Origin of the sequence: Isoptericola maris (assembly GCF_048065335.1) — a bacterium.
GTDB classification, from domain to species: Bacteria; Actinomycetota; Actinomycetes; order Actinomycetales; family Cellulomonadaceae; genus Isoptericola; species Isoptericola rhizosphaerae.
The window spans coordinates 468,026-493,679 of record NZ_JBLUNY010000001.1 but is presented as its reverse complement, the minus strand read 5'-3'; the positions used below and the strand labels follow the sequence as shown (position 1 = coordinate 493,679).

Sequence of the window (25,654 nt, the reverse complement as noted above, 5' to 3'; positions counted from 1 at the left end):
GGGTGTGCAGGTGTGGGGGAGGTGGTGTCCGGTAGCGTGCCACCATGGCGATCGTCGTGGGACATCTGGGAACGCCCGAGGGCAAGGAGGCGCTCGGCACCGCGGTCTCGGAGGCGCAGCAACGCGGGACGGGCCTCCTGGTCGTGACATCCGGCCCGGCAGCGCCGGCCGAGGAGCTCGAGGCGTTCCAGGCGCGGCTGACGAGCGCCGGGGTCGAGAACCGGATCGTGGCGGGCACCGGCGACCTCGCCGAGGACCTCGTCCGTACCGCGACCGAGGACGACGCCGAGCTCATCGTCATCGGGCTGCGGCGACGCAGTCCTGTGGGCAAACTGATCCTCGGGTCCGGTGCCCAGCGCATCCTTCTCGAGGCGCCCTGCCCCGTCCTCGCCGTCAAGCCCTGACGGGCCCAGCACCCTCGTCGGCGGAGGGAATAGGCGGCCGGTCACCTGGTGTTCAACTGACATCTTCCCTCGTCCGGGCGCGGATTCGCGGCCCGGGACACGGCGTGATCACCGCGGTCACCGCACAGCACCGGGTGTCGCCGGTACAATATAGGTATCCGCTCGAGCCGCGAGGCCCCCGTCCCCGGCTGACACAGCGGTCCACCGTCCCCTCGAATGCCGAAAGGTCGGTTTGTGGCGTCCACTGCGCAGAACCCCCCGCTGCCCCGAGAGTTCGAAAACTCTGCCCTCCAGGAGCTGCTCGCTCACGGGACCGCGAACGGTCGCGTCGATGCGGAGAGCTTCCGCACCGCCTGCGAGACCGCCGCTGTGGGTGACCCCAAGCGCCTGAAGGCGGTCCTGCGCGCGTTCGCGACGGCCGGCGTCGAGATCGGCGTGCCCGCCGCCACGAAGGTGGCCGCTGCGTCGACCAGCAGCGCCGCGACGAAGACCGAGGCGCGCGCCAAGGCCCCCGCGGCGAAGAGCAAGAAGTCCACCGCGACGCGGCCCACCTCCGCCGCGACCGGATCCGCCGGGTCCGCGGCGGCGTCCGACGCCTCCGACGACGCCCCCGCCGCCAAGAAGGCACCCGCGAAGAAGCCGGCCGCCAAGAAGGCGCCGGCGCCGAAGACCAACCGCAAGGCCGCCGCCAAGGCGCACAAGCCGGCGCCTGAGCCGGACGGCGTCCCGGTCGAGGACGACGACGAGCCGGAGCAGACTCCCGAGCGGATCACGGCACTGCCTCGCAACGGTCGCAAGAAGGAGGACGAGCGCGGCGGATTCGTCGTCTCGGACACCGACGACGACGACCAGCCGGCCCAGCAGGTCGTGACCGCTGGCGCCACCGCCGACCCGGTCAAGGACTACCTCAAGCAGATCGGCAAGGTCGCGCTGCTGAACGCCGAGCAGGAGGTCGATCTCGCCAAGCGGATCGAGGCCGGTCTGTTCGCCGAGGAGCGCCTGAACAACGACTACGCCGAGTTCGACCGCACCAAGGCCGGTGCCGAGGAGCGCCGCATGTGGCGCGACCTCAAGTGGATCGCGCACGACGGCCGCCGTGCCAAGAACCACCTGCTCGAGGCCAACCTGCGTCTCGTCGTCTCGCTGGCCAAGCGCTACACGGGCCGCGGCATGCTGTTCCTTGACCTGATCCAGGAGGGCAACCTCGGTCTGATCCGTGCGGTGGAGAAGTTCGACTACACCAAGGGCTACAAGTTCTCGACGTACGCCACGTGGTGGATCCGGCAGGCGATCACCCGCGCGATGGCCGACCAGGCCCGCACCATCCGTATCCCGGTGCACATGGTCGAGGTCATCAACAAGCTGGCCCGGGTCCAGCGTCAGATGCTCCAGGACCTGGGCCGCGAGCCCTTGCCGGAGGAGCTGGCCAAGGAGCTCGACATGACCCCCGAGAAGGTGGTCGAGGTCCAGAAGTACGGCCGCGAGCCCATCTCGCTGCACACCCCGCTCGGCGAGGACGGCGACAGCGAGTTCGGTGACCTCATCGAGGACTCCGAGGCCGTCGTGCCGTCCGACGCGGTGTCGTTCACGCTGCTGCAGGAGCAGCTGCACCAGGTGCTCGACACGCTCTCGGAGCGCGAGGCCGGCGTGGTGTCCATGCGGTTCGGTCTGCAGGACGGCCAGCCGAAGACGCTCGACGAGATCGGCAAGGTCTACGGCGTGACGCGTGAGCGCATTCGGCAGATAGAGTCCAAGACCATGTCGAAGCTGCGGCACCCGTCACGCTCGCAGGTCCTGCGCGACTACCTGGACTGACCGGCTCCTGGGGACGCCCGGGGGAACGACGAAGGCTCCGCACCGGATCGGTGCGGAGCCTTCGTCGTGTCTCGGGTCGTCCCGGCGCCGGTGGGCGCCGTGACGCGGTGTGGTCAGCGGGAGCCGTGCTCGGCGTGCAGGCGGTCGGTCTCGTCCTGGATGTGCTCGGCGACGGACTGGTAGGCGTCGGCGTGGGCGCGTGCGTGGTGCCCGCAGAAGAGCAGCTCTCCGACGGGAAGCACGACTCGCACATAGGCCTGGGCCCCGCAGCGGTCGCAGCGGTCGGCGGCGGTCAGCGGCTGGGTCGTCGATTCGGTCGTTGTGCTCACGACTCCATCAAACCATCTTGTGCCCTCGTTGTTCCCGCGCAGGGGCCGGGTTCGCTCCCGGCGATCAGGGTCTGGATCACACGGGGGAGACGGCGGAGCGCCTGATCCGCTCTGTCGGTGGCCTGGACTACGCTCAAGCGCGTGACAGCCACATCCGAGTCCGGGTACACCGCACGCCACCTGTCCGTCCTCGAAGGGCTCGAGGCGGTCCGCAAGCGTCCGGGCATGTACATCGGGTCGACGGACTCCCGCGGCCTGATGCACTGCCTGTGGGAGATCATCGACAACTCCGTGGACGAGGCGCTCGGCGGCCACGCCACGAAGATCCGCATCGTGCTGCACGCGGACTCCTCGGTGACGGTCGAGGACGACGGCCGTGGCATCCCGGTCGACTCCGAGCCCAAGACGGGGCTCTCGGGCGTCGAGGTGGTCTTCACCAAGCTGCACGCGGGCGGCAAGTTCGGCGGCGGTTCGTACACCGCGTCGGGCGGTCTGCACGGCGTGGGTGCATCCGTCGTCAACGCGCTCTCGGCGCGCCTCGACGTGGAGGTGGACCGGTCGGGCAAGACGTACCGCATGACGTTCCACCGGGGCGAGCCCGGGCTGTTCGACGACCCGGCGACCGGGCCGACGCCGGACGCTCCTTTCGAGCCGTTCGTCGACCACAGCGAGCTGCCCGTCGTCGGCAAGGCGCCGCGCCGGGCCACCGGGACGCGCGTGCGGTACTGGGCCGACCGCCAGATCTTCCCGAAGTCTGCCGTCTTCGCCTACGACGAGCTGGTCACCCGCGCTCGTCAGACGACATTCCTCGTCCCGGGTCTGGAGATCCTCGTCCGCGACGAGCGTCGGCTGCCGGGCACGCCGGGGGAGGACGGCCCGCACGAGGAGGTCTTCCAGCACTCCGGCGGAGCCGTGGACTTCGTGGAGTTCCTCGCCCCTGACACACCGGTCACCTCGACCTGGCAGCTCAAGGGCGCAGGGTCGTTCACCGAGACGGTCCCCGTGCTGGACGAGAAGGGCCACATGTCGCCCCAGGAGGTGAAGCGCGACTGCGAGGTGGACGTCGCGCTGCGATGGGGCGCGGGCTACGACACCGAGCTGCGCACCTTCGTCAACATCATCGCCACGCCCAAGGGCGGTTCGCACCGCACGGGGTTCGAGCAAGGGCTGCTCAAGACGGTGCGCAAGCAGATCGAGGCGAACGCGCGCCGGCTGAAGGTCTCGACGCGGGACGGTGCGGAGCGCATCGAGAAGGACGATGTGCTGGCGGGGCTCACCGCGGTGGTGACCGTCCGGCTGGCCGAGCCGCAGTTCGAGGGCCAGACCAAGGAGGTCCTCGGCACGGCACCGGTGCGCCAGATCGTCTCGCGCGTCGTGGAGAACGAGCTCAAGGCGCTCATGACCTCGACGAAGCGCGATGAGAAGGCGCAGTCGTCGCTGCTGATGGAGAAGGTCGTCGCCGAGATGCGGGCGCGGGTCACGGCCCGCAAGCAGAAGGAGATCTCGCGGCGCAAGAACGCCCTCGAGTCCTCCTCGCTGCCTGCCAAGCTCGCGGACTGCCGCAGCGACGACGTCGAGCGCTCCGAGCTCTTCATCGTGGAGGGCGACAGTGCGCTCGGGACGGCCAAGCTGGCCCGCTCGAGCGACTTCCAGGCGTTGCTGCCCATCCGCGGCAAGATCCTCAACGTCCAGAAGGCGTCGATCTCCGACATGCTGCGCAACGTCGAGTGCGCGGCGATCATCCAGGTGATCGGGGCGGGCTCGGGGCGTTCCTTCGACCTGGAGGCGGCCCGCTACGGCAAGATCGTGCTCATGACGGACGCCGACGTCGACGGCGCCCACATCCGCACGCTGCTGCTCACCCTCTTCTACCGGTACATGCGGCCCCTGCTGGCCGACGGGCGGGTCTTCGCCGCCGTGCCGCCGCTGCACCGGATCGAGGTGCTCGGATCGGGGCGCCGCAAGAACGAGTACCTGTACACGTACTCCGAGGCGGAGCTCAACGCCACGCTCAAGAAGCTCGACCGGGCCGGCCGTCGCTACAAGGACGACATCCAGCGGTACAAGGGCCTGGGGGAGATGGACGCCGACCAGCTGGCGGAGACGACCATGGACCCTCGTCACCGCACGCTGCGCCGCGTCACGGTGGAGCACGCCGAGGCCGCCGAGCGCGTCTTCGAGCTCCTCATGGGTTCCGACGTCGCACCGCGCAAGGAGTTCATCGTGGCCGGTGCGCACGCCTTGGACCGCTCGCAGATCGACGCCTGAGCGGACCGGTGCGACGGCGCGGCCCGCGCAGGCCGCTCGACCGTCCGGATCGCGGCACGGGTCCGTCCGCACGGCGGCGGCCGGATAGGCTCCCAGGTGTGAAGATCCTGACGCGCAAGACGCCGACCCGCCTGCTCGCCGCGACCGCGGCCGGCGTGCTCTCCGCGGGCCTCCTGGCCGGCTGCTCCGGCGACGACGAGGCGGCTCCGGGTGCGAGCCCGGCCGCGACCGAGGAGATCACCACGTTCTCCTACGAGGGCGCGGACGGCGAGACAGCGCTCGACCTGCTGCTCGCCCAGGACGCCGAGGCCGAGGTGAGCGGCGAGGGCGAGATGGCCTACGTCACGGCCGTCCAGGGGCACGCGGCCGAGGACGGCGAGGAGTTCTGGGCGCTGTACGTCGACGGCGAGATGGCTCAGGTCGGCGCCGGCACGTTCGAGACCGTGGACGGCCAGCAGCTCGAGTGGAAGCTGGAGGAGATCGAGTGAGCAACGCATCGACACCGGACCTGACCCTGCGCGACCTCGGCGAGCGCTGGTGGCGCCCCGCCGTCGCCGTCTTCCTCGTCGTCGCAGCGGTCGTGTGGCGGCTCGTCAAGGACGACCTCGGCGCACCGGCGAACCTGGAGCTGTCGACGCTGGCCGCCTTCGCGGCGGCAGGTCTGCTGCGGCACCGGCTCGCGATGCTCGCACCGTTGGTGGTCGTGGCCGTCAGCGACGTGGTCCTGAGCAACTCGGCGATCCTGCTGTTCACCTGGTCGGCGTGGGCCGCCATCGGTGTGGCGGCCTGGTGGACGCGCCGGTCGTCGGGCACCCGCCGGGTGCTCGACGCCGTGATGTTCGGGGCGGGCAGCTCGGTCGGCTTCTACCTCTGGACGAACCTCGGCGTCTGGCTGCAGGGCCGCGGCACGTTCTACCCGGCGGGTCTGGACGGCCTGCTGGCGAGCTACGTGGCGGGTCTGCCGTTCCTGCGCCCGATGCTGCTGGGCAACCTGGTGCTGCTGCCCGTGGCCGCCGGCGTCGTGGCGCTCGTGGAGCGGCTGGAGTCCGCTCGCGCCGTCGCCGGCGCACCGGGTTCCCTCGGCCGAGCGTAGGCCCCGCCACGGCGCAGCCGCCGGGCTGTGACGGCCGCCCGGCACGGCACCGCGAAACGTTGCGCTCCGACTGGCTACCCTGGGGGCATGCCGACCTCCTCCGCTGACGGCGCCGCACGTCCGACGCTCTCCCGCGTGGCAGCCGAGACCGCCGTGTCGATCTCGACGGTCTCGAAGGTGCTCAACGGCCGTGCCGGCGTGTCGCTGGCGACTCGTGAGCGCGTCGAGAGCGCGCTCCAGGCGCACGGGTACAGCCGCCGCAACCAGGTGCAGCCGTCGGCCCAGTTCATCGAGCTCGTCTTCAGCCGCATCGACAGCAGTTGGGCGCTGGAGATGATCATCGGCGCGGAGCGGGTGGCCCGCGAGGTCGGCATGAGCGTCCTGCTCACGGAGACCGGCGACCGGCACTCACCCGGGCCGGAGTGGGTGTCGGGCGTGCTGGCGCGCCAGCCGGCGGGGGTGATCCTCATGTTCTCCGACCTGTCCCGGGAGGACCGTCGGATGCTGGGCACGCGAGACATCCCGTTCGTCGTCATCGACCCGGCGGGCGACCCGGCGGCCGACGTGGCGTCGGTCGGCACCGCGAACTGGTCGGGCGGGTTCATGGCCACCCGCCACCTCGTCGAGCTCGGGCACACCGACATCGCGATCATCACGGGTCCTGACGACATGTTGTGCTCGACCGCGCGGCTGTCCGGCTTCCGGGCCGCGATGGACGCGGCAGGGCTGAGCGTCCCTGACGGGTTCGTCGTCTCTGGCGACTTCCATCACGAGGACGGCCTGGAGCGGGGGCGTGAGCTGCTCGGCGGGGAGCGGCGTCCCACGGCGATCTTCGCGGGGAGCGACCTGCAGGCGTTCGGCGTCTACGAGGCGGCCCGGGAGCGGGGTGTCGCGATCCCGGAGGAGCTGTCCGTGGTCGGGTTCGACGACATCCGGCCCGCCGCGTGGGCGGGCCCGCCGCTGACCACGGTGCGGGCACAGCTCACGGAGATGGCGGACGCGGCCACGCGTCTCGTGCTGCGGATGCGCCGGGAGACCACGCCCGAGCGGATCGAGCTGGCGACGCGCCTGATCGTGCGGTCGAGCACCGCCGGTCCGCCGGCGCAGCAGGTCCCGTCGTAGAAACATTTCGCCTCCGTCGCTGAAACCTTGACGACATCTATCGATCCTCGCTACGTTGCCGAGGTCGTCGACGAAGGGTGGATGCGATGCGGGCAGAACCGATCGGTGCGCCGTGCACCTTCCACGGCGAAGGGCCGTTCTGGGACGACGTCCGCAGGAGCCTGCTCGTGGTCGACATGCTCGCGGGCGACGTCGTCCGGCTCGACGGGACGGGCGCCCCCGTCCGCTCCCACGTCGGGGACGTGGCGGCCGTCGTCCGGGCACGTGCGGGAGGTGGATACGTCCTCGCGCTCGAGCGCGGGTTCGCGCTCGCCGACGACGACCTGTCGGTGACGGACCAGATCACCGTGCTCGGCGATGCGTCGGCGCGCATGAACGACGGCGGCTGCGACCCCCAGGGGCGGTTCTACTGCGGCACCATGGCGTACGACGTGGCCCCCGGTGCGGGGAGCCTGTACCGCCTGGACACCGACCGGACGGTGACCACCGTCCTGGACGGCGTGACGATCTCGAACGGGCTGCAGTGGAGCGCTGACGGCTCCCTGGCGTACTACAACGACACACCGACCGGTCGGGTCGACGTGTTCGACGTCGACCCCGGCACGGGCGCGTTCTCCGGCCGCCGCCCGTTCGCCGTCGTGCCGGACGACGCCGGGAAGCCGGACGGCATGGCCGTCGACGCCGAGGGCGGCATCTGGATCGCCCTGTGGGAGGGCGGGCGGGTGCACCGGTACGACGCGGACGGCGCGCTCACCGAGGTCGTCGAGCTCCCCGTGAGCCGGACGACGGCGTGCACCTTCGGTGGGCCGGACGGCCGGACGCTGTTCGTCACCTCGTCCCGGATCGGTGTCACCGAGGCCGCGGAACCGCTGGCCGGCGCCGTCTTCGCGATCGACGCCGGCGTGGCGGGAGCGGTGCAGCACGCGTACGCCGGCTGAGCGCCGGCCTCCGGTCAGGGGATCTGCAGGACGCCGTCGACGCGCCGCGGTACGCCCCACGGGTTCGCCTCCTGCAACGGCGGCGGCAGCAGGTCGTCGGGCACCGACTGGTAGCTCACCGGCCGCAGGAACCGCTCGACGGCGGCCGTCCCGACCGACGTCGTCGACGCGGCCGTGGTCGCCGGGTAGGGGCCGCCGTGCTCCATCGCGTGGGTCACCGACACCCCGGTGGGCCAGCCGTTCCACAGCACGCGCCCCGCTCGGTCGGCGAGGACGTCCAGCAGCGGGCCGACGACACCCGCCTCCGCCTCGGTGCCCTGGACCGTGGCGGTGAGCTGGCCCTCGATCGCGGCCGCGGCCTCGAGGAGCTGTGCCGGGTCGTCGTAGTAGACGATGAGGGCGGCCGGGCCGAAGCACTCGACCTCGAGCTGTTCGCGGGCCCGGGCGTGCTGGTCGTAGGTGGTGGTGAAGAGCGCCAGCGAGGGCTCCTCCGCCACCTCGGCGCTGCCCGCGAGCACCGTGACCTCGGGTCGTGCGGCGAGCTCACCCACCGCCGTGGCGAACCCCTCCCGGATGCGGTCGTTCAGCATGGGGGCGCCCGGCAGCCCGGCGGCGCCCTCGGCGAGGCGGTCCACCAGTCCGGAACCGGACGGGACGAAGACGAGTCCCGGCTTGGTGCAGAACTGGCCCACACCGAGCGTCACGGACCCGAGGAACCCTTCGGCGACGTCCTGCGACCGCTCGGCGGCGGCGCCGGGTGTCACGAAGACCGGGTTCACGCTGCCGAGCTCTCCGAAGAACGGGATGGGCTCGGGTCGGGCGGCCGCGAGGTCGAACAGGGCCCGGCCGCCGGCCAGCGACCCGGTGAAGGCGCCGGCCTTGATCCGGGGGTCGGTGACGAGCAGCCGCCCGTTGTCGGTGCCGACGACGAGCGCGAAGGTCCCGTCGGGGGCGCCAGCCTGGTGCAGGGCGTTCGTCACGACCTGTGCCGTGCGCTGCGAGAGGCGCAGGTGTCCCGGGTGCGCCTTGACGACGACGGGGCACCCGGCGGCCAGCGCCGACGCGGTGTCACCGCCGGCCACGGAGAACGCGAACGGGAAGTTGCTGGCGGCCCAGACCGCGACCGGGCCGAGCGGGCGCTGCATGCGGCGCAGGTCGGGCCGGGGGCCCATGCCCCACTCGGGGTCGGCGTGGTCGACGCGCACGCCGAGGTAGGACCCCTCGCGCAGGACGTCGGCGAAGAGGCCGAGCTGGAACGTCGTGCGCACCAGCTCGCCACGTAGCCGCGGCTCGGGGAGCCGGGTCTCGTCCTGGGCGATCTCGACGAGCTCGTCAGCCGCGTCGGCGAGCGCGGCGGCGACGGCCTCGAGCCACCCGGCCCGGTCGGCGGGGGTCGCGGCGGCGACGGGCGCCGCTGCTGCCGCGGCGGTGGACACGACCTGCTCGTAGTCGGCGTCCGACGTGGGTGCGGGTGCGTTCGGCTGGTTCATCGCGACTCCTCGGCGTGCAGGCGGCGTCCTACCACGACGACGCTGTTGGTCAGGGTTCCGATCCCGTCGATCTCGATCCGGACGACGTCGCCCGCAGCGAGGGTGAAGTCGGCGCCGGGGACGATGCCGGTGCCGGTGAGCAGGACGGCGCCGGCCGGGAGGTCCAGGGCGAGCACGAGCCACTCCGCGAGGTCGTCGAGATCACGGGCGAGCTCGCTCGTCGACGTGGTCCCGGAGAACGCCGTGCCGCCGTCGCGCTCGATGGTGACCCGGACGGGCCAGGGGCCGGCCGAAGCGGTCCAGACGGGGACGATCTCGGCCCCGAGCGCGCACGAGCGGCTGTAGACCTTGGCCTGGGGGAGGTACAGCGGGTTGTCGCCCTCGATCGAGCGGCTGCTCATGTCGTTGCCGACCACGTACCCGAACACGGCCCCGGACCGGTTCACGACCAGCCCCAGCTCCGGTTCCGGCACGTCCCAGCCGGAGTCCACCCGGATGCCGACGTCGTCGCCGTCGGTCACCACGCGTGCTGCCGTCGACTTGAAGAACAGCTCGGGCCGCTCCGCGGTGTACACGCGGTCGTAGATCGAGGGGTCGGTCGACTCCTCGGTGCGCCCGTCCCGGCTGCGCCGGTAGGTGACCCCGGCAGCCCAGACCTCCTGCTCGTCGACCGGTGGCAGCAGGTCGCCACCGGCGTCGACCGCAGGGCCGTCGGCGAGGGCCGCGGCCACCACGTGCCGGGCCTCGTCGAGCGGCAGGCCGAGCAGCGCGGCGAGCGAGGTGCCCAGACCGCGCAGCCCGCCGTCGTCGGCCCGGACGGCCCATCGTGGCCGGTCGGCCCCCGCGACCCGGACGATGGCTCCTGGCGTCCCGGCGTCCTGCGCCGGGGGAGCGTCAGTGGGACTCACGTGCTACCTCCGCACCGCTCGAGCCGACGAGGAAGTCGAGGTCCGCGCCGGTGTCTGCCTGCTGCACGTGGTCCACGTACAGCCTTTCCCAGCCGCGGTCGGGCGCGGCGAACCCGTCGGCCGTGGCCGCCGGGACTCGACGTGAGCGGAGCTCGTCGTCGGGGACGAGGAGCTCGAGCCGGCGCGCCGGCACGTCGAGGAGGATCTCGTCACCGTCCTGGACGAGTGCGAGGTTGCCGCCGGCCGCCGCCTCCGGGGCGACGTGCAGCACGACGGTGCCGTACGCGGTGCCGCTCATCCGCCCGTCGCAGATGCGCACCATGTCGCGCACGCCCTGGGCGAGGATCTTCGGCGGCAGCGGCAGGTTGGCCACCTCGGGCATGCCCGGGTAGCCCTTCGGTCCGCAGCCGCGCAGCACCAGGACGGACGTCGGGTCGACGTCGAGGTCGGGGTCGTCGATGCGCGCGTGGAAGTCCTCGATCGAGTCGAAGACGACGGCGCGGCCCTGGTGCACCAGGAGGTCCGGGGTGGCTGCGGCCGGCTTGATGATGGCGCCGTCCGTGGCCAGGTTGCCGCGCAGGACGGCGATGCCGGCGTCGGGTGCGAGGGGCTCGGAGCGCGGAGCGATGACGTCGGCGTCCCACACGTCGTTGCTGCCGAGGTAGCCGGCGAGCGGGCGGCCGGTCACGGTGATCGGCTCGTCGTCGAGCAGGTCGGCCACCTGGTCCAGGACCGCGAGCAGACCACCGGCGCGGAACAGGTCCTCCATGAGGTGGGTGCCCGCGGGCTGCAGGTTCACCAGGAGCGGCACGTCGGCGCCGACGCGGTCGAAGTCGTCGAGCGTGAGGCCGATGCCGAGCCGTCCGGCGATCGCCAGGAGGTGCACGACGGCGTTGGTCGAGCCGCCGACGGCGGCGAGGGCCACGATCGCGTTGAGGAACGAGCCGCGCGTGATGACCTGGCTGATCGTGCGTCCCGCCGACACCTGCTCGACGGCGAGCCGGCCGGAGGCGTGCGCCGACTCCAGCAGGCGGCTGTCCGCGGCGGGGGTGCCGGCCAGCCCGGGGATCGTCATGCCGAGCGCCTCGGCCATGACAGCCATGGTGGAGGCCGTCCCCATCGTGTTGCAGTGCCCGCGGCTGCGGATCATCGAGGACTCGGAGCGCAGGAACGTCTCCTGGTCGAGGCGACCCGCCCGGACCTCCTCGCTCAGCTTCCACACGCCGGTCCCGCACCCGAGCAGCTCGCCGCGGAAGGTGCCGTTGAGCATCGGTCCGCCCGGGACGACGACGGCGGGAAGGTCCACCGAGGCCGCGGCCATGAGCAGCGCGGGGATGGTCTTGTCGCACCCGCCGAGCAGCACCAGGCCGTCGACGGGGTTGGCGCGGAACATCTCCTCCATGGCCATGGCGGCCATGTTGCGCCAGAGCATGGCCGTGGGCCGGACGAGGGTCTCACCGAGCGACATGACGGGAAGGTTCAGCGGGATCCCGCCCGCCTCGTAGACGCCGTTCTTCACCGACTGCGCGACCTCGTCGAGGTGCGCGTTGCAGGGCGTGAGGTCCGATGCGGTGTTGGCGACGGCGATCTGCGGCCGACCGTCGAAGGCGGCGGAGGGGACGCCGCGGCGCATCCATGCGCGGTGCAGGTAGGCGTTGCGGTCGTCGCCCCCGTACCACTCGCTGCTGCGAAGCGTGGTCAATTTCTCGGACTCCCTTGTCGACGAAACGTTTCTGCGCTGTTGGCGAACGTTTTCCCGCGTCAGCGTAGGAATCGCGGCGGGGAGTGTCAAGGGTTGCCGGGGCGCGCGCCGGATGCCTAGCCTGACGTGCGCCGAAAGGTTGAGCGAAAAGGTTTCGCTCAGACCGCCCGACCTCAGGCATCGTCGCCCGAAGGGAAGCCTCATGACCATCTACCACGTCGCCACCACCGGATCGGACGAAGCGGCGGGGAGCGAGACCGCTCCGCTGCGCACGATCAACCGCGCCGCAGCCTTGGCCGGACCGGGCGACACCGTCCGCGTGCACGTCGGTGAGTACCGTGAATGGGTCAAGCCCGCTCGTGGCGGCCTCAGCGACGCCCGTCGCATCACCTACGAGGCCGCCCCGGGCGAACATGTGGTGATCAAGGGGTCGGAGCCGGTGACGAGCTGGACCCAGGAGCACGGCACCGTCTGGCGGGCCGAGGTGCCGAACGCCGTGTTCGGCGACTTCAACCCGTTCGCCGAGGTCATGGAGGGCGACTGGCTGGTGCCGCCGGCCGGAGGCGGCACCACGCACCTCGGGGACGTGTACCTCGACGGGCGCAGCTTCTACGAGGTGCAGGATCGCGCCGCGGTCGCGGACCCGCCCCGGCGCACCGAGAACATCGACGGCTGGACGGGGACGGCCCAGGTCATCGACGACCCCGAGCAGACGCGCTACGTCTGGTACGCCGAGGTCGGCCCGGACGTGACCACCGTGTGGGCCAACTTCCAGGGCGCCGACCCCCACGCCCACCTCGTGGAGGTCAACGTGCGCCGGTCGGTGTTCTACCCGACCGACCATCACCTCGACTACATCACCGTGCGTGGGTTCGAGCTCGCTCAGGCGGCGACGCCGTGGGCGCCGCCGACGGCCGACCAGCCGGGTCTGGTCGGTCCCGGCTGGGCCAAGGGCTGGATCATCGAGGACAACGTCATCCACGATGCGAAGTGCTCGGCGATCTCGCTCGGCAAGGAGGCCTCGACCGGTCACAACTTCTCGTTCCACCGTGGCGACAAGCCCGGCTACCAGTACCAGCTCGAGTCCGTGTTCTCCGCCCGGCAGATCGGGTGGGACCGCGAGCACGTCGGCTCCCACCTGGTGCGCCGCAACACGATCTTCGACTGCGGGCAGAACGGCGTCGTCGGGCACCTCGGTGCGGTGTTCTCGCGGATCGAGGACAACCACATCCACCACATCGGGACCAAGCGGGAGTTCTACGGGTACGAGATCGGCGGCATCAAGCTGCATGCCGCGATCGACGTGCAGATCGTGCACAACCGCATCCACGACTGCACCCTGGGCACCTGGCTCGACTGGCAGACCCAGGGGACGCGCGTGTCCCGCAACGTTTTCTACGCGAACACCCGTGACCTGTTCGTCGAGGTCAGTCACGGTCCGTACGTGGTGGACAACAACGTCCTCGCCTCGGAGGTCGCGCTGGAGGTCTTCAGCCAGGGCGGCGCGATCGTGAACAACCTCGTCGCCGGCGCCGTGCGGCTGGAGGCGGTGCTCGACCGTGCCACGCCGTACCACCGCCCGCACAGCACCCAGGTGGCCGGGTTCGCCATCATCGACGGGGGAGACGACCGCTACATCGGCAACGTGTTCCTCGGTGGAGACCTGGGTGCGGCGTACCGTCCCGGGAGCGACGGCTACGGCGTGAGCTCCTACGGCACGGCGGGGTACGACGGCTGCCCGCGCGACTTCGAGGGGTACCTGGTCGCGGTCAACGAGACCGTGGGGGACCACTCGCGGTTCCTCGGCGTGCGCCAGGCCGCGTACATCCAGCACAACGTCTATGCCAACGGTGCCCGCTCCTACGAGGCCGAGCGGGACGCCGTCGTGCTCGACGCCCCGGTGCGGTTCGCCGTCGTCGACGAGGGTGACGAGGTCTACCTCGAGACGGACCTCCCCGAGCTGGTGACCACCGGGTGGAGCGGTCCTGTGACGGGCGCCGACCTGCCGCGGGCGAGGGTCGCCGACGCGGACTTCGAGGAGCCCGACGGGTCGCCGGTCGTCATCGGCACCGACCTCCTCGGCGCCCCGCGGGAGGCTGGGCAGACCTACCCGGCCGGTCCGCTGGCGACGCTGCCCGCCGGAGCCGGTCGGACCCGCGTCTGGTGATCCGGTAGTCCCCGACGTATCTTCGAACCGGACGCCCCCCGGCACAGGCCGGGGGGCGTCCGCCATCTCTTGACACGCCTGTGACGTGCCCTCATTCTGTGCGTAGCGGGATTACGACGTTGTAACCAGCTTTCCTCCCTGTCGTGGATCCCTCTGGCGGGGCACGGCACTGCTGCCGGTCCTCGTGTCCGACGGAATCGAGCTGCTAACGAGAGGCAAGTCGATGGTGATGGAATCTCACGCGGGGGCCGCTGCCCTGCCGAACCGGCGAGGGCGAAGAGCACTCGCGATCGTGGCCGCGGCCGGCATGGGGGCGTCCGCGATGATGGCCGCCCAGCCTGCCGCGGCGGACGCGGTGAGCGAGGACCCCTGGGTCAGCGAGGTGCCGGACAACCCGATCTCGGACGTCTACCAGTTCACGGTGCCCTCGGAGGCCGTGGCCGAGGCGACCGGCATCGAGGACGGTCTCGTCGCCGTGCAAGGAAACTTCGGCCCCGGCAAGGCATGGACCGATCTCAACATGGGGGCCAGCGGGTCGGACCTCACCGCGACGCACGGACCTCTCGAGCCCGGCCTGTACTACTACCAGTACGCCGTGCGTCCCGCGGCCGACCAGGACGCGGTCGCGTTCCGCAACCCCGACGCCCCGCAGGAGGTGACGTCGCAGCCCACGTACAGCACGCTGTTCGTCCCCGGTCCGGGGGCGGAGTGGCTCGCCGACGTGGACGACGGCGGTGAGCTCGCACCGCTCGACGGCAAGGGGCCGAAGCGCGACGGCGAGGCGCTCGTGTGGACGCCGCCCGGCTACGACGAGGACCGTGCGGAGCCCTACCCGGTGCTGTACCTGGTGCAGGACGAAGGGCAGAGCCACCGCGAGTGGGCGGAGCTCGGCCGCCTGGGCCAGATCATGGACAACCTGACGCTCGACGGCGATGCCGAGCCGATGGTCGTCGTCATGGGAGACGGTGACGCCGTCGGGCATCACGGCGTGCCCCGGGACCTCTTCCGCACGGCCGAGCGTGAGCTCAACGTGTCGAAGGACGGCTCGGAGCGCGCGATCGCCGGGATCGGCCGCGGCGCGGAGCAGGCGCTGCAGGCGCTCGTCCACAAGCCGCGCGACTTCGCCTACGTGGGCTCGTTCTCGGGCGGCCTGGACAAGCGGCTGCACCGCGGCAAGGTCAAGCAGATCAACAGGTCGACCGAGATGGTCCGTCTCTACGCGGGCAACGTCACCGACCCCGGGTACGACGACACGGTGGCGCTGGCCGAGACCCTGACCGGCGCGGGCGTCGACTTCCAGTCCGACGGGTCCGATCCCGAGACCGGTGGCACGTGGGACACGTACCAGAAGAACCTGCACGACTTCGCGCAGCGGCTCTTCCAGGACGTCGAGGACGAGGGCCCGAGCGAGGGCCACCTGCCGTTCGTCGAGCACGAGCTGCCGGCCCCGGGGACGACCCCGACGCCGTGGATCGACGACAACGGCGTCGTCACCTTCGAGATGGGCCCCGAGTTCGCCGACGCGAACAACGTCACCGTCTGGGGCAACTTCGGGCCGTCCGGCAGCTGGCCGCGTACCCCCATGGTGCAGCAGGACGACGGGTCGTGGCGCCTGTCGCTCGCCGTCGACGGCGGCTCCTACTACTACAAGTTCGTCGTCGACGGCGTCGACCACAAGGACGAGGTGAACCCCACGAGCGTGTTCTCCGAGCCGACGTGGAGCACCTTCGCCGTCGGGGGCGACAACCTGCGTGGTCGGTACACGGCCGAGGTGCCGGCCGAGGCGCGCGGTGAGGTCAGCGTGATGAGCTACGCCAGCACCGCCGGCGGCGGGCAGGAGCGCTCCGCGTACGTGTGGACGCCGCCGGACTACGACCCGGACCGCGCCGAGGCCTACCCGGTGTTCTACCTGCAGCACGGCGGCGGGCAGACCTGGACCGACTGGCTCGAGGTGGGCTACATCGACCGGATCCTCGACAACCACTACCTGCAGGGCACCATCGTGCCGATGGTGGTCGTCATGGCCGACGGGAACGGCGTGGACTTCCCCACGGAGATGACCACGCGCATCGCGCCGGCCGCCGAGGAGCAGTACCACGTCAGCTCCGAGAGCGACCAGCGGGCGCTCGCGGGCCTGTCCATGGGCTCGGGCCACACGCTCAGCACCCTGTGGGCGCACCCCGGCGAGTTCGGCTACATCGGCGCCATGTCGGCGTTCGGTGGTCCGCCGGCCGACGCGGACGTCGAGGCCATCAACGAGGGCACCCGGCTGCTGCGGGTGTACTCGGGCGATGTCCAGGACTTCACCTACGGCGCGACGCTGCAGCTGGTGTCCGCCATGGAGAGCCGCGGCGTGAACCATGAGTTCGCGCCGATCATCCCGGGGCCGCACAGCTGGGACGTCTGGCAGAAGTCGGTCATCGACTTCCTGCCGCGACTGTTCACGGTCAGCGGCGACTGAGCGCAACGGGCTCGCACGCGCGGTGCGGTCGGAGGGTTCGTCCCACCGGCCGCACCGCGCGTGGGCTGGAGCGTCAGTCGGGGGCCGAGAACCCGGTCGACTCCCGTGGCACGATCCGGAACTCGGGCTTGACCGTCTGCGGTGGCGCGGTGCTCCGGCTCGGACCGATGCGGTCGAGCAGGAGGGCGACGGCCTGGTCCGCGATCTGCTCCCGCCCCGCGTCGACCGTCGTCATCGACGGCGTGGAGTACTGCGACTCCTCGATGTTGTCGAAGCCGATCACGGCGACGTCCTGCGGTATCGACACACCGGACGCGCCGAGCGTGCGGATGGCCCCGAGGCCGAGCGTGTCGTTCAGGGCGAAGACGGCGTCGAAGGCGATGCGCTCGTCGAGCAGCGCCCTGGTCGCGGCCGCGCCGGCCGCCCGGCTCCAGTGCTCGGCGGGCCGGACCAGTTGCGGATCGACGGACAGGCCGGCGTTCTCCAGCGCCTGGCGGTACCCGCGGGAGCGCAGGGTCGCGGAGCTGAGGTCCCCGGCGCGTTCGGCGTCGGGATCTGCCCCGACGACGGCGATACGGCGGCGGCCGATGCCGATGAGGTGCTCCACCGCCGCGCGCGCCGAGCTGACGTTGTGCATCGTGACATGGTCCGTCGGCCCGTCGAAGATCCGCTCACCCAGCAGCACCACCGGGATGTTCGTGTCGAGCGTGCTCGCGTCCGACTGACCGAGGCTGATCGGGTTGAACAGCAGCCCGTCGATGAAGTGCGGCCTGGACGTGCCCGCGACGGCGAGGAGCTCCGCCTCGCGGTCGCCGCCCGTCTGCTCCACCAGGACGCTGACGCCGCGCTGCGCCGCGGAGCGGATCACCGCGTCGGCCAGCTCCGCGAAGTAGTTCTCGCGCAGCGCCGGCACGGCCAGACCGATGACTCCGGTACGGCCGGAGCGGAGCCCGCGCGCCGAGAGGTTCGGCCGGTACCCGACGTCGTCGATCGCCTGGAGCACCCGCTCGCGCGTCGAGGGGCGCACGTGCGGGTGGTCGTGCAGCACGTTCGAGACCGTCTTGAGCGAGACGCCTGCGGCGCTCGCGACGTCACGGATCGTCGAACCCACGGCTGGCCTCCCTCTTCGGTCTGCGTACTCTAGCGTCACAGGCGTCACCCGGAATGATCCGCGCGCACGGGAGTTGTACTGGCCGTGACTTCTCCTGACACCCGCCTCGAGATCGAGGTCTGGTCCGACGTCCTGTGCCCCTGGTGCTACATCGGCGACGCGCGGCTCGAGGCCGCGATCAAGGACTCGCCGCACGCCGACCGCATCGACGTGCGGATCCGCACCTTCCAGCTCGACCCCGACTTCCCGGCGACGCCGACGCCCGTCGTCGACTATCTCTCGGCCAAGAAGGGGTTGCCCGTCGAGCAGGCCGAGCAGATGGAGGCGCAGGTCGCCGAGCTCGCGCGGGCCGAGGGGCTCGCCTACGCACCGAACCACCCCGTCCAGAACACCCTGGACCTGCTGCGTCTGGTACACCTCGGCAACGAGCACGGGGTCGGCTGGCAGTACATGACGGCGATGCAGGCCGCGCTCTTCGGTGGTGAGGACGGGGCGTTCGCCCATGACACCCTGGTCCGGCTCGGCACCGGGATCGGCATCCCCGAGTCCGAGATCCGCGACGTCCTCGCCACCGACCGGTACGCCGACGCGGTGCGTGCCGAGCACCAGGAGGCGATCGCGCTGGGCGCTCGCGGCGTGCCCTTCACCGTGCTCGGACGCCGGATCGGCATCCCCGGGGCCGTGCCGACCGAGGCCTACGGTCAGGCGATCGTCCAGGCATGGGAGCACGTCGATGCCTGAGTCCGACGTGCAGCCGCTGGCGTTCGTCGGGGCCGACGACGCCGTGGCGTGCGACCCGGTGACCGGCGTCTGCGAGGTCCCGGGCTCCGGTCAGCCCACGCCTGAGGACGCCGACGGCGCTCGCGAACGGTCTGTGCACCAAGCCGGCGTTGATGGCGCTGGGGTATCGCCGCGGGGTAGAAGAAGTTATACCCTGGAGCCATGAAGACAGCGATCAGTCTCCCGGACCACGCAGCGGGACGCTTCGACGATGTTGCCCGTCGACACGGCATGACACGGTCGGAGTTCTACCGACGTGCCGCGGAGCGCTATGCGGACGAGCTCAGCGAAGCCGACCTGACGAGGCAGATCGATGCCGCGATCGACGATGTCGGGCAGCCTGGCGATGAAGCCGCCGAGTGGCGGCAGGCTGCCAACGCCCGACTGGTCGAGGGCATGGACGAGTGGTGATCCAGCGCGGAGAAGTGTGCTGGATCGACTTCGGTGAGACGCGGGGAAGCGCTCCGGTCAAGAGGAGGCCCGCCGTTGTCGTTCAGTCCGACCAGTACAACGCGTCGCTGATCGCGACGGTCGTCGTACTCCCCATGAGATCGAACACGGCGTTGGCGCGCCATCCTGGCAACGTATTCGTGCCGGCAGCCGCCGCGGGGCTGCCGAAGGACTCCGTGGTGAATGTCTCGCAGCCGACGACGGTCGACCGGAGCGTTGTCGACCCGACGGGTGCGGTGCTTCCTGACAACCTACTCCGTGCCGTCGATACCGGGCTGCGTCGCGTCGTGGATCTGTAGGCGCTGATTCGGTCAGTCGTCGCGCGACGGCCGGGACGAGCGGAGCCGCTTCGTCGTGGAGCGCTGCTTCTTGGTGGTCAGTCGCCGCTCCTGGGACCCGCGGGTGCGCCGGGTGGCGCGACGCTGCGGGCCAGGAGGGGCGACGGCGTCGGCGACGAGCGCTGCCAGGCGGTGCGCGGCTGCTTCTCTGTTGCGCCGTTGCTCGCGGTGCTCGGACGCCGCTACCGTGAGGACGCCGTCGACCAGACGATGACCCGTCCGCGCGACGAGCCGCTCGCGCTGGACGTCGCTCAGCACCGCCGAGCGGCTGACGTCCCAGGACAGCTCGACGCGGGAGTCGGTCGTGTTCACGCCCTGCCCGCCGGGACCGGAGGAGCGCGAGAACCGCTCGGTCAGCTCGCCCCGGGGGATGGTCAGGGCAGGGCTGACGACGATTCCGTCACGAGTCGGCGGGGGCATGGCTCCATGGTGCCTCGGACGTCGCCCGCCGTCACGACGTTTGGCGGGTCCGTCCTGCCGGTCAGCCTGTCGTCGCTGCGCGGTCGACCAACGCGTCCGCCACGTCGTCGGGTGCGAGCTCCGGCAGCCAGTGCTCCGCATCGAGCTCGACGAACCGGTACGGCGCGCGGACGTACTGCTCGGTGTCCTCGGCGGCGCGACGACCCAGGGCGACATCGCGGTTGCCCCCCACGTACGTGGGGGGAACACGGGACCTGCCGACGGGCCTGCCGCCCAGGGGCAGCGCGCGGTACCAGTTCAGTGCGGCCCGTAGGGCGCCCTCCTGGCGCATGTGCTCGGCGTAGCGGGCGGCGGCGGGCGCGGGCAGCCCGGACCGTTCGAGCAACGACGCCAACGACGGCGCGAGCAGTGCCTCGGGCAGGGCGGGGCGACCCTATCGACTATCTCGACCCCGCGAGCATCGCCGAGATCGAGGAAGCCGTGTCGCGCTACCTCGGGCTCGTGCCTGGAGAAGACGGCTGATCGGCAGCTTCCAGGCAGCTCGTCATTCCTGGATCGTGGAGCCGAGCTCGCCCAGCGCGACGGCCTGGGCCTCGCGGCCGCGGGCTGATGCGCCGTCGGGGGCGCTTCGGTGGATCCGGTGCAGGTCACGGCGTCAGACTGGGGGGAGATCGGTAGCGCAGGAACCGTGCGATCGGTAGCGTGGAACGACTAGTAGAAGGATCTTCTACTTTGTGGGACGCTGGACTCATGCGAGTGATCAGCATCACGGAGCTCAACCAGCAGACCTCCCGGGTGCTCCGTGAGGTGCAGGAGGGTGAGCAGCTGGAGATCTCGATGCACGGGCGTGTGGTGGCACGCCTCGTGCCCGCCACGGATCAGGCGACGTGGCTGGAGCGCAAGAAGGCCGAAGGTCGGATCACGCCGCCGTCGGCACCTGATACGCCGCTTCCTGACCTCGTCGCGGCCAGGTCTGGGCTCTCGCTGGACCAGCTCATCGACGAGTCGAAGGGCGACCACTGACGTGGTGGCGTACATCGACTCGTCGATCGCGCTCCGCATGATCCTGGATGACCCGGGCAGCGCGGCCGTGCGCGCCTGGTGGACGGCCGCGCGGAACGCGGGTGAGGAGATCTACTCGTCCAAGCTCCTGCAGGTGGAGATGTCTCGCGTCCTCCAGCGCGAACGGTTCTCGCTGGCACTGAGCGTGCCGGTGCTGTCGGCGCTGTGGCTGATCGACATCGACGACGACGTCGTGCGCGCCGCCTCGACGATCAGCACCGGGCAGCATCTTCGCTCGCTGGACGCTATTCATCTGGGGACGGCCACGTTGCTCGCCTCCGACGGCATCACCGTGGTGACGCACGACCTCCGCATGCAGGAGGTCGCCGTCGGCCTGGGGCTGACCGTCGTCGATCCCGCCGAGTAGCAGAGCGTCGACGCTCGACCCACCCACGTCCTGCAGCCACCTTGCGGACCCCGCCGACTACTCCTGGATCGTCGAGCCGAGCTCGCCCAGCGCGGCGGCTCGGGCGTCGCGGCCGCGGTCGCCGCGCCGGATGACGAGTGCCTCGACGAGCGCCTCGGTCACCAGCATCAGCGCGGCTCGGGACGTGTGCATCAGCTCGTCGCGGAACGAGTCGTTGACCGGCGGGACGACGAGCACCGTGTCGGCGAGCTGGGCGACGGGGGACTGCGCGAACGAGGTGATCGCCAGGACCGGGGTGCCGCCGTCGTGCGCCGCGCGCATGACGGCGAGCGTGGCGTCGTTGGTGCCGGACCCGGAGACGACGAGGCAGACGGCATCGGGGCCGAGCTGGCGTGCTGCGATCCGTTGCGCGAGCGCGTCCTGCAGCAGCTCCGCGGGCCGGCCCGCCGACGTCAGGCGCAGCACGAGGTCGAGGCCGAGCGGCGAGGAGAGGCCGTTGGCGACGACGAGCACGCGCCCGGCGTCGTCGAGCGCGGCGACGAAGTCCTGCAGCACCTCCTCGGTGAGGCCCGAGACGGTGTGGCCGAGGCGGGCGGCGAACCGGGCGACGGACTTGCGCAGCACACCGAGCATGGTGCCGTCGGCCGGGGCATCCGCCGTCGTGCGCAGTGCGAGCTCGCGGGCTGCCGCGACACGTAGCTGCGGGTAGCCCTCGTAGCCAAGGGTCTGCGCGGCGCGGACGACGGTCGCACGGCCCACGCCGACGACGTCGGCCACCTGCTGGGCGGAGCGTTCGACGGCGGCACCGAGGTCGGCGGCGACGGCCTCGGCGACGCGGCGCTCGCCGGGGTGCATCGAGGGCAACAGGGCGCTGATGCGCACCGTCGGGGGAGCATCGGTGGATCCGGTCCAGGTCACGGTGTCAGGGCCCTTCCATGATGCGGCGGCGCAGCGCGCCCGAGACGGCGTCGACGGCCATCGTCGTGACGACCACGACGATCAGCAGCATGCCGACGGTGTCCCACGCACGATAGTTCGTGTAGTTCGCGAGCATGCTCCCGATCCCGCCCGCGCCGACGATGCCGAGCACGGCGGACATGCGGATGTTGATCTCGAACCGGTAGAGCGCGAACGACAGCAGCGCCGGAAGGGCGGCCGGCCACAGCGCCCAGCGGACGACGGCGGTCCGTCCGCCGCCGGCTGCCCGCACGGCGTCCGCGGCGCCGTCGCGCAGCGTCTCGATCGTCTCGTAGGTCCACTTGCCCTGCGTGCCGATCCCGGCGATGCCCAGCGCCAGCGCTCCGGTGAACGGGGTCAGCCCGGTGACGGTGAGCAGCACGAGGGCGATGATCACCTCGGGCACGGCGCGGATGACGGCGAAGACGCCGCGCAGGGCGAGGCGCAGCCAGGTGGGGCCGACGCCGTCGGCGGCGAGCATGCCGAGCGGGATCGACACGACCACGCAGAGCATCGCGCCGAGCCAGGCCATGGAGATCGAGCGCCACATCTCGAACAGGGCGCGTGGCAGGCGCGACCAGTCGGGGTCGGCGAACATCAGCACGCCGTACTCCCCGACGGCGGCGGGCAGGCCGCGCAGGTCGGTCCACTCGACGTCCAGGGTGGTGACGGACACGAGGAGTACCAGGCCGACGACGGCGGTCGCGGCGGTCTGGGCGAGGCGCGACGGGCGCGGGGGCAGCACGACGGCGGGGCTCGCCGTGGTGGTGTGGGTCCGGCGCTCCAGGGTGTCGCTCATGCGAGCCTCCGACGCAGCAGGTGGGACGCGGCTTCGATGATCAGCACCACGACGAGGATCTCGAGGATGATCACCGAGACGTCGCCGTAGGCGAAGAAGCCGAACCGTTCGTCGAGGAGCCGGCCGATGCCTCCCGCGCCGACGATGCCGAGGATCGCCGAGATACGGACGTTCAGCTCGAGCGCGTAGAGCCACTGGTTGGCGAACAGCGGGAGGTTCTGGGGCAGCGCGAGGCCGCGGTTCATCTGGTGCTGGGTGGCGCCGCCGGCGCGGGCCGCCTCGAGGTACGGGTGGTCGGCGGAGTCGATCGCCTCGGAGACGAGCTTGACGACGATCCCGACATCGAACAGCACGAGGGTGAGCAGGCCGGGCAGCGCGCCGACGCCGACCATGGCGACGAGGATGGTCGCCCAGACGAGGTCGGGCACGGCGCGGATCACGTTGATCACGGCCCGCACCGCCAGGCGGGTCGGGGTGTGCGGGTTGGTGGGGCGCGCCGCCCAGAGGGTGAGCGGCACGGACAGCGCGGCGGCGATCGCAGCGCCGACGAACGCCATCTGCAACGTCTCCAGCATCGGCTGGACGGTGCGCGGGACGAACGCCCAGTTCGGCTGCAGCAGCGCGGAGAGGTTGGCGGCCCCGCGGCGCCAGTTCTGGGCGATGGCGCCCAGGTCGATCTCGACGCCGCCGATCGCGGGCAGGCAGGTCGCCACGGTGAACGCCGCCAGCGCCGAGACGATGAGCGTGCGGCGCGGCCAGGTGCGCGGCCGGGGCGGGAGCTCGGAGCGGGTGGCGGGCTCCGCCGTCGTGCCCGGGGTCATGTGCGGCCCCCGAGGCGGTCCTGCGGACGGATGCGACGGCCGTAGATCTGCTCGAAGTCGGCCTCGGTGGCCTCGGCGGCGGGGCCATCGTAGACGACCTCGCCGCCGCGCAGGCCGATCATGCGGCGCGTGTACTGCCGGGCGAGGTCCATGAGGTGCAGGTTGACCAGCACCGTGAGGTGGTGGTCGGCGTTGATACGCTCCAGCTCTCCCATCACGGCGTGCGCGGTGGGCGGGTCGAGGCTGGCGACGGGCTCGTCGGCGAGCATGATGCTCGGCTCCTGGGACAGCGCCCGCGCGATGGCGACGCGCTGCTGCTGCCCGCCGGACAGGGACCCGGCGCGCGTCCAGACCTTGTCGAGCATGCCGACCATGTCCAGGGCCGCGAGGGTGACGTCGCGGTCGTGCGCGGTCGGGACGCCGAGGAACCCGCGCAGGGCGCCCGCCTGCGCGAAGCGGCCGACCAGCGTGTTGCGGTAGACGTCGACGCGCGTGGCGAGGTTGAAGCCCTGGAAGATCATACCGACGTGCCCGCGCACCTGCCGCAGACGGCGGCCGGACAGGCCGGTGACGGTGTGCGGGCCGACGGTCACGGTGCCGCTCGTGACGGGCACGAGCCCGTTGAGCGTGCGGATCAGCGTCGACTTGCCGGAGCCGGACAGACCGACCACCGAGACCATCTCACCGGCCTCGATGGTCAGGGAGACGTCGCGCAGGGCGGCCGTGCCGTTGGGGTAGGTGACCGAGACGCCGTCGAGGCGGATCGGCCACGCGGCGGAGGCCGGGGTGGGCCCGGCCTCCGCTCGGGTGTCGAGAGTCATGGGTGGGGGTGCTCCTGGTCAGCCGGCGAACTGCTCGAGGACCTCGCCGTAGCGGGCGATCTCGTCGTCGGCGGTCTCGGCCGTCCAGTCGGACAGGCCGACGAGCTCGAACATGACGTCGGCGGCCTCGGGGGAGGAGTCGGCGTAGTCGTCCATCAGCGTGGTGAGCTCGGCGACGAGGTCGTCGGGCAGGCTGTCGGTGACGGCGACGCCCCCGTTGGGGATCATCTCGGTGTAGGCGAAGGCCACGGCCTTGTCGGCGATGTCGGGGACCTCTTCGACCACGGTGGTGCGGGCGTCCCAGTAGGCGAAGCCGACCTCGGCGTCACCGTTCGCGACGGCGAGCACGGCGTTGTTGTTGCCCTCGACGGGCACCTGGGTGATGTCGGCGTCGGTGTCGAGACCGGCCTCCCGCATGAGCACCACGGGGTACTGGTAGCCCGCGGGGGAGGTGGCGGCCTGCAGTGCGACCTTCGCGCCGGCCAGGTCGCCGAAGGTCGCGGCGGCGGCCGGGCCCTGACCGATCGCCGCGGCACCGGCCTCCTCCAGGCCGTTGCAGTAGGACAGCTCGATGCCGCTCGCCTCGTAGGTGGCGAGCATCGGCTCGTCTTCGCAGTAGGTGTCCGGGTCGTTCGTGTAGGCGACGGCGGCGTAGGACGTGGCGCCGAAGCGGACGTCGCGCAGGATCAGCTCGGCGCCGTAGCGCTCGGTCGCCTGGTACAGCGACCCGGCGTCGGTGATGATCACCTGCGACTGGTCGGCGCCGAGCGCCTCGACCGTGGCGGTGTAGTCGTTCGCGACGACACCCTCCACCTCGACGCCGAGACCCTCGGAGAGGTACGTGGTCAGCGGGTCGAGCGCCTCGGCGAGGTTCTCACCCTCGACCGACGGCACCAACGACATGGTGATGGACTCGGGCCACTCGGTGCCGCCGTCGTCGGCGCTGCCGGCGGCATCGGCACCGGCGCAACCGGCGAGCGCGAGGACGAGCGCCGCGGCGGCGCCGGGAGCGAGCAGGGACGTGCGCATGG

26 protein-coding genes are annotated in these 25,654 nt (G+C 71.4%); 14 read left to right on the top strand and 12 right to left on the bottom strand.

Annotation, left to right across the window (positions count from 1 at the left end):
- Positions 1 to 44 precede the first annotated feature (44 nt).
- Together ACH5HR_RS02455 and ACH5HR_RS02450 are read left to right on the top strand one after the other, a co-directional pair.
- The gene (locus ACH5HR_RS02455) at positions 45 to 404 is read left to right on the top strand and encodes a universal stress protein (protein ID WP_416476063.1); all 360 of its coding nucleotides are present in this window, start codon (positions 45 to 47) and stop codon (positions 402 to 404) included.
- Between the two features lie 234 nt (positions 405 to 638).
- Positions 639 to 2,219: an RNA polymerase sigma factor gene (locus ACH5HR_RS02450; protein ID WP_416476062.1), complete on the top strand. Its 1,581-nt coding sequence runs from the start codon at positions 639 to 641 to the stop codon at positions 2,217 to 2,219.
- 113 nt (positions 2,220 to 2,332) lie between these two features.
- On the opposite strand, the gene ACH5HR_RS02445 is transcribed toward ACH5HR_RS02450, so the two are convergent.
- Positions 2,333 to 2,548 (bottom strand): DUF7455 domain-containing protein, encoded by a 216-nt coding sequence (locus tag ACH5HR_RS02445; protein ID WP_402371524.1) that lies wholly within the window; start codon positions 2,546 to 2,548, stop codon positions 2,333 to 2,335.
- A 141-nt stretch (positions 2,549 to 2,689) separates the two neighbouring features.
- Here ACH5HR_RS02445 and ACH5HR_RS02440 point away from each other — a divergent pair, with 141 nt between their 5' ends.
- The 5 genes from ACH5HR_RS02440 to ACH5HR_RS02420 all read left to right on the top strand — a co-directional run bounded on the left by ACH5HR_RS02440 (position 2,690) and on the right by ACH5HR_RS02420 (position 7,969).
- Entirely contained in the window at positions 2,690 to 4,816 is a 2,127-nt protein-coding gene (locus tag ACH5HR_RS02440; protein WP_402371525.1) for a DNA gyrase/topoisomerase IV subunit B, read from the top strand.
- Positions 4,817 to 4,914: 98 nt separating this feature from the next.
- On the top strand, positions 4,915 to 5,304 hold the full coding sequence (locus ACH5HR_RS02435; RefSeq protein ID WP_416476060.1) for a DUF4430 domain-containing protein: 390 nt from the start codon (positions 4,915 to 4,917) through the stop codon (positions 5,302 to 5,304).
- On the top strand, positions 5,301 to 5,909 hold the full coding sequence (locus ACH5HR_RS02430) for a DUF6580 family putative transport protein (protein WP_416476059.1): 609 nt from the start codon (positions 5,301 to 5,303) through the stop codon (positions 5,907 to 5,909). Before ACH5HR_RS02435 ends, ACH5HR_RS02430 begins: the two co-directional genes overlap by 4 nt.
- An 87-nt stretch (positions 5,910 to 5,996) precedes the next feature.
- Positions 5,997 to 7,031: a LacI family DNA-binding transcriptional regulator gene (locus ACH5HR_RS02425; RefSeq protein ID WP_416476058.1), complete on the top strand. Its 1,035-nt coding sequence runs from the start codon at positions 5,997 to 5,999 to the stop codon at positions 7,029 to 7,031.
- Positions 7,032 to 7,117: 86 nt separating this feature from the next.
- On the top strand, positions 7,118 to 7,969 hold the full coding sequence (locus ACH5HR_RS02420; RefSeq protein WP_416476056.1) for an SMP-30/gluconolactonase/LRE family protein: 852 nt from the start codon (positions 7,118 to 7,120) through the stop codon (positions 7,967 to 7,969).
- A 14-nt stretch (positions 7,970 to 7,983) separates the two neighbouring features.
- On the opposite strand, the gene ACH5HR_RS02415 is transcribed toward ACH5HR_RS02420, so the two are convergent.
- Genes ACH5HR_RS02415 through ACH5HR_RS02405 form a run of 3 tightly spaced genes read right to left on the bottom strand, consistent with a single transcriptional unit; the run spans position 7,984 to position 12,069 of the window.
- Complete coding sequence (locus ACH5HR_RS02415; RefSeq protein WP_416476054.1) at positions 7,984 to 9,459, bottom strand: aldehyde dehydrogenase (NADP(+)); 1,476 nt, start codon at positions 9,457 to 9,459, stop codon at positions 7,984 to 7,986.
- Positions 9,456 to 10,367, bottom strand: a complete 912-nt coding sequence (locus tag ACH5HR_RS02410) for a fumarylacetoacetate hydrolase family protein (protein WP_416476053.1) — start codon at positions 10,365 to 10,367, stop codon at positions 9,456 to 9,458. Before ACH5HR_RS02410 ends, ACH5HR_RS02415 begins: the two co-directional genes overlap by 4 nt.
- On the bottom strand, positions 10,354 to 12,069 hold the full coding sequence (locus ACH5HR_RS02405; RefSeq protein ID WP_402371533.1) for an IlvD/Edd family dehydratase: 1,716 nt from the start codon (positions 12,067 to 12,069) through the stop codon (positions 10,354 to 10,356). The genes ACH5HR_RS02410 and ACH5HR_RS02405 overlap by 14 nt, the downstream gene beginning before the upstream one ends.
- 202 nt (positions 12,070 to 12,271) lie before the next feature.
- On the opposite strand from ACH5HR_RS02405, the gene ACH5HR_RS02400 reads away from it, so the two are divergent.
- Together ACH5HR_RS02400 and ACH5HR_RS02395 are read left to right on the top strand one after the other, a co-directional pair.
- Entirely contained in the window at positions 12,272 to 14,236 is a 1,965-nt protein-coding gene (locus ACH5HR_RS02400) for a right-handed parallel beta-helix repeat-containing protein (protein ID WP_416476052.1), read from the top strand.
- Between the two features lie 292 nt (positions 14,237 to 14,528).
- Positions 14,529 to 16,697, top strand: a complete 2,169-nt coding sequence (locus ACH5HR_RS02395) for an alpha/beta hydrolase (RefSeq protein ID WP_416476050.1) — start codon at positions 14,529 to 14,531, stop codon at positions 16,695 to 16,697.
- Between the two features lie 73 nt (positions 16,698 to 16,770).
- Here the strand turns inward: ACH5HR_RS02395 and ACH5HR_RS02390 are convergent, their stop codons facing one another.
- Positions 16,771 to 17,808 (bottom strand): LacI family DNA-binding transcriptional regulator, encoded by a 1,038-nt coding sequence (locus ACH5HR_RS02390; RefSeq protein WP_416476049.1) that lies wholly within the window; start codon positions 17,806 to 17,808, stop codon positions 16,771 to 16,773.
- A gap of 84 nt (positions 17,809 to 17,892) precedes the next feature.
- Between ACH5HR_RS02390 and ACH5HR_RS02385 the strand changes: the two genes are divergently transcribed.
- From ACH5HR_RS02385 to ACH5HR_RS02375, 3 genes are all read left to right on the top strand, one after another.
- Positions 17,893 to 18,549 (top strand): DsbA family oxidoreductase, encoded by a 657-nt coding sequence (locus ACH5HR_RS02385; RefSeq protein WP_416476048.1) that lies wholly within the window; start codon positions 17,893 to 17,895, stop codon positions 18,547 to 18,549.
- 201 nt (positions 18,550 to 18,750) lie between these two features.
- The gene (locus ACH5HR_RS02380; RefSeq protein ID WP_416476047.1) at positions 18,751 to 18,999 is read left to right on the top strand and encodes a ribbon-helix-helix protein, CopG family; all 249 of its coding nucleotides are present in this window, start codon (positions 18,751 to 18,753) and stop codon (positions 18,997 to 18,999) included.
- Positions 18,996 to 19,337, top strand: a complete 342-nt coding sequence (locus tag ACH5HR_RS02375; RefSeq protein ID WP_416476045.1) for a type II toxin-antitoxin system PemK/MazF family toxin — start codon at positions 18,996 to 18,998, stop codon at positions 19,335 to 19,337. Before ACH5HR_RS02380 ends, ACH5HR_RS02375 begins: the two co-directional genes overlap by 4 nt.
- Before the next feature lie 12 nt (positions 19,338 to 19,349).
- On the opposite strand, the gene arfB is transcribed toward ACH5HR_RS02375, so the two are convergent.
- Together arfB and ACH5HR_RS02365 are read right to left on the bottom strand one after the other, a co-directional pair.
- The gene (arfB, locus tag ACH5HR_RS02370) at positions 19,350 to 19,796 is read right to left on the bottom strand and encodes an alternative ribosome rescue aminoacyl-tRNA hydrolase ArfB (protein WP_416476044.1); all 447 of its coding nucleotides are present in this window, start codon (positions 19,794 to 19,796) and stop codon (positions 19,350 to 19,352) included.
- Positions 19,797 to 19,857: 61 nt separating this feature from the next.
- Positions 19,858 to 20,181, bottom strand: a complete 324-nt coding sequence (locus tag ACH5HR_RS02365) for an alpha/beta fold hydrolase (RefSeq protein ID WP_402371546.1) — start codon at positions 20,179 to 20,181, stop codon at positions 19,858 to 19,860.
- A gap of 365 nt (positions 20,182 to 20,546) precedes the next feature.
- Here ACH5HR_RS02365 and ACH5HR_RS02360 point away from each other — a divergent pair, with 365 nt between their 5' ends.
- Together ACH5HR_RS02360 and ACH5HR_RS02355 are read left to right on the top strand one after the other, a co-directional pair.
- Positions 20,547 to 20,819 (top strand): type II toxin-antitoxin system Phd/YefM family antitoxin, encoded by a 273-nt coding sequence (locus ACH5HR_RS02360; RefSeq protein ID WP_402371548.1) that lies wholly within the window; start codon positions 20,547 to 20,549, stop codon positions 20,817 to 20,819.
- Positions 20,820 to 20,823: 4 nt separating this feature from the next.
- Positions 20,824 to 21,225 (top strand): type II toxin-antitoxin system VapC family toxin, encoded by a 402-nt coding sequence (locus tag ACH5HR_RS02355; RefSeq protein ID WP_416476042.1) that lies wholly within the window; start codon positions 20,824 to 20,826, stop codon positions 21,223 to 21,225.
- 57 nt (positions 21,226 to 21,282) lie between these two features.
- Here the strand turns inward: ACH5HR_RS02355 and ACH5HR_RS02350 are convergent, their stop codons facing one another.
- From ACH5HR_RS02350 to phnD, 5 genes are read right to left on the bottom strand one after another with little or no spacing between them, the layout of a single operon-like run.
- Positions 21,283 to 22,143, bottom strand: a complete 861-nt coding sequence (locus ACH5HR_RS02350; protein WP_416476040.1) for a MurR/RpiR family transcriptional regulator — start codon at positions 22,141 to 22,143, stop codon at positions 21,283 to 21,285.
- Positions 22,144 to 22,147: 4 nt separating this feature from the next.
- On the bottom strand, positions 22,148 to 22,981 hold the full coding sequence (gene phnE / locus ACH5HR_RS02345) for a phosphonate ABC transporter, permease protein PhnE (RefSeq protein WP_416476039.1): 834 nt from the start codon (positions 22,979 to 22,981) through the stop codon (positions 22,148 to 22,150).
- Positions 22,978 to 23,802, bottom strand: coding sequence for a phosphonate ABC transporter, permease protein PhnE (gene phnE, locus ACH5HR_RS02340; protein ID WP_416476038.1), 825 nt, complete (start codon positions 23,800 to 23,802; stop codon positions 22,978 to 22,980). The genes phnE (ACH5HR_RS02345) and phnE (ACH5HR_RS02340) overlap by 4 nt, the downstream gene beginning before the upstream one ends.
- A complete protein-coding gene (phnC, locus tag ACH5HR_RS02335; RefSeq protein ID WP_416476037.1) occupies positions 23,799 to 24,623 on the bottom strand; it encodes a phosphonate ABC transporter ATP-binding protein in 825 nt (274 codons plus the stop codon). Before phnC ends, phnE (ACH5HR_RS02340) begins: the two co-directional genes overlap by 4 nt.
- Positions 24,624 to 24,641: 18 nt before the next feature.
- A complete protein-coding gene (gene phnD, locus ACH5HR_RS02330; RefSeq protein ID WP_416476035.1) occupies positions 24,642 to 25,652 on the bottom strand; it encodes a phosphate/phosphite/phosphonate ABC transporter substrate-binding protein in 1,011 nt (336 codons plus the stop codon).
- Positions 25,653 to 25,654 lie beyond the last annotated feature (2 nt).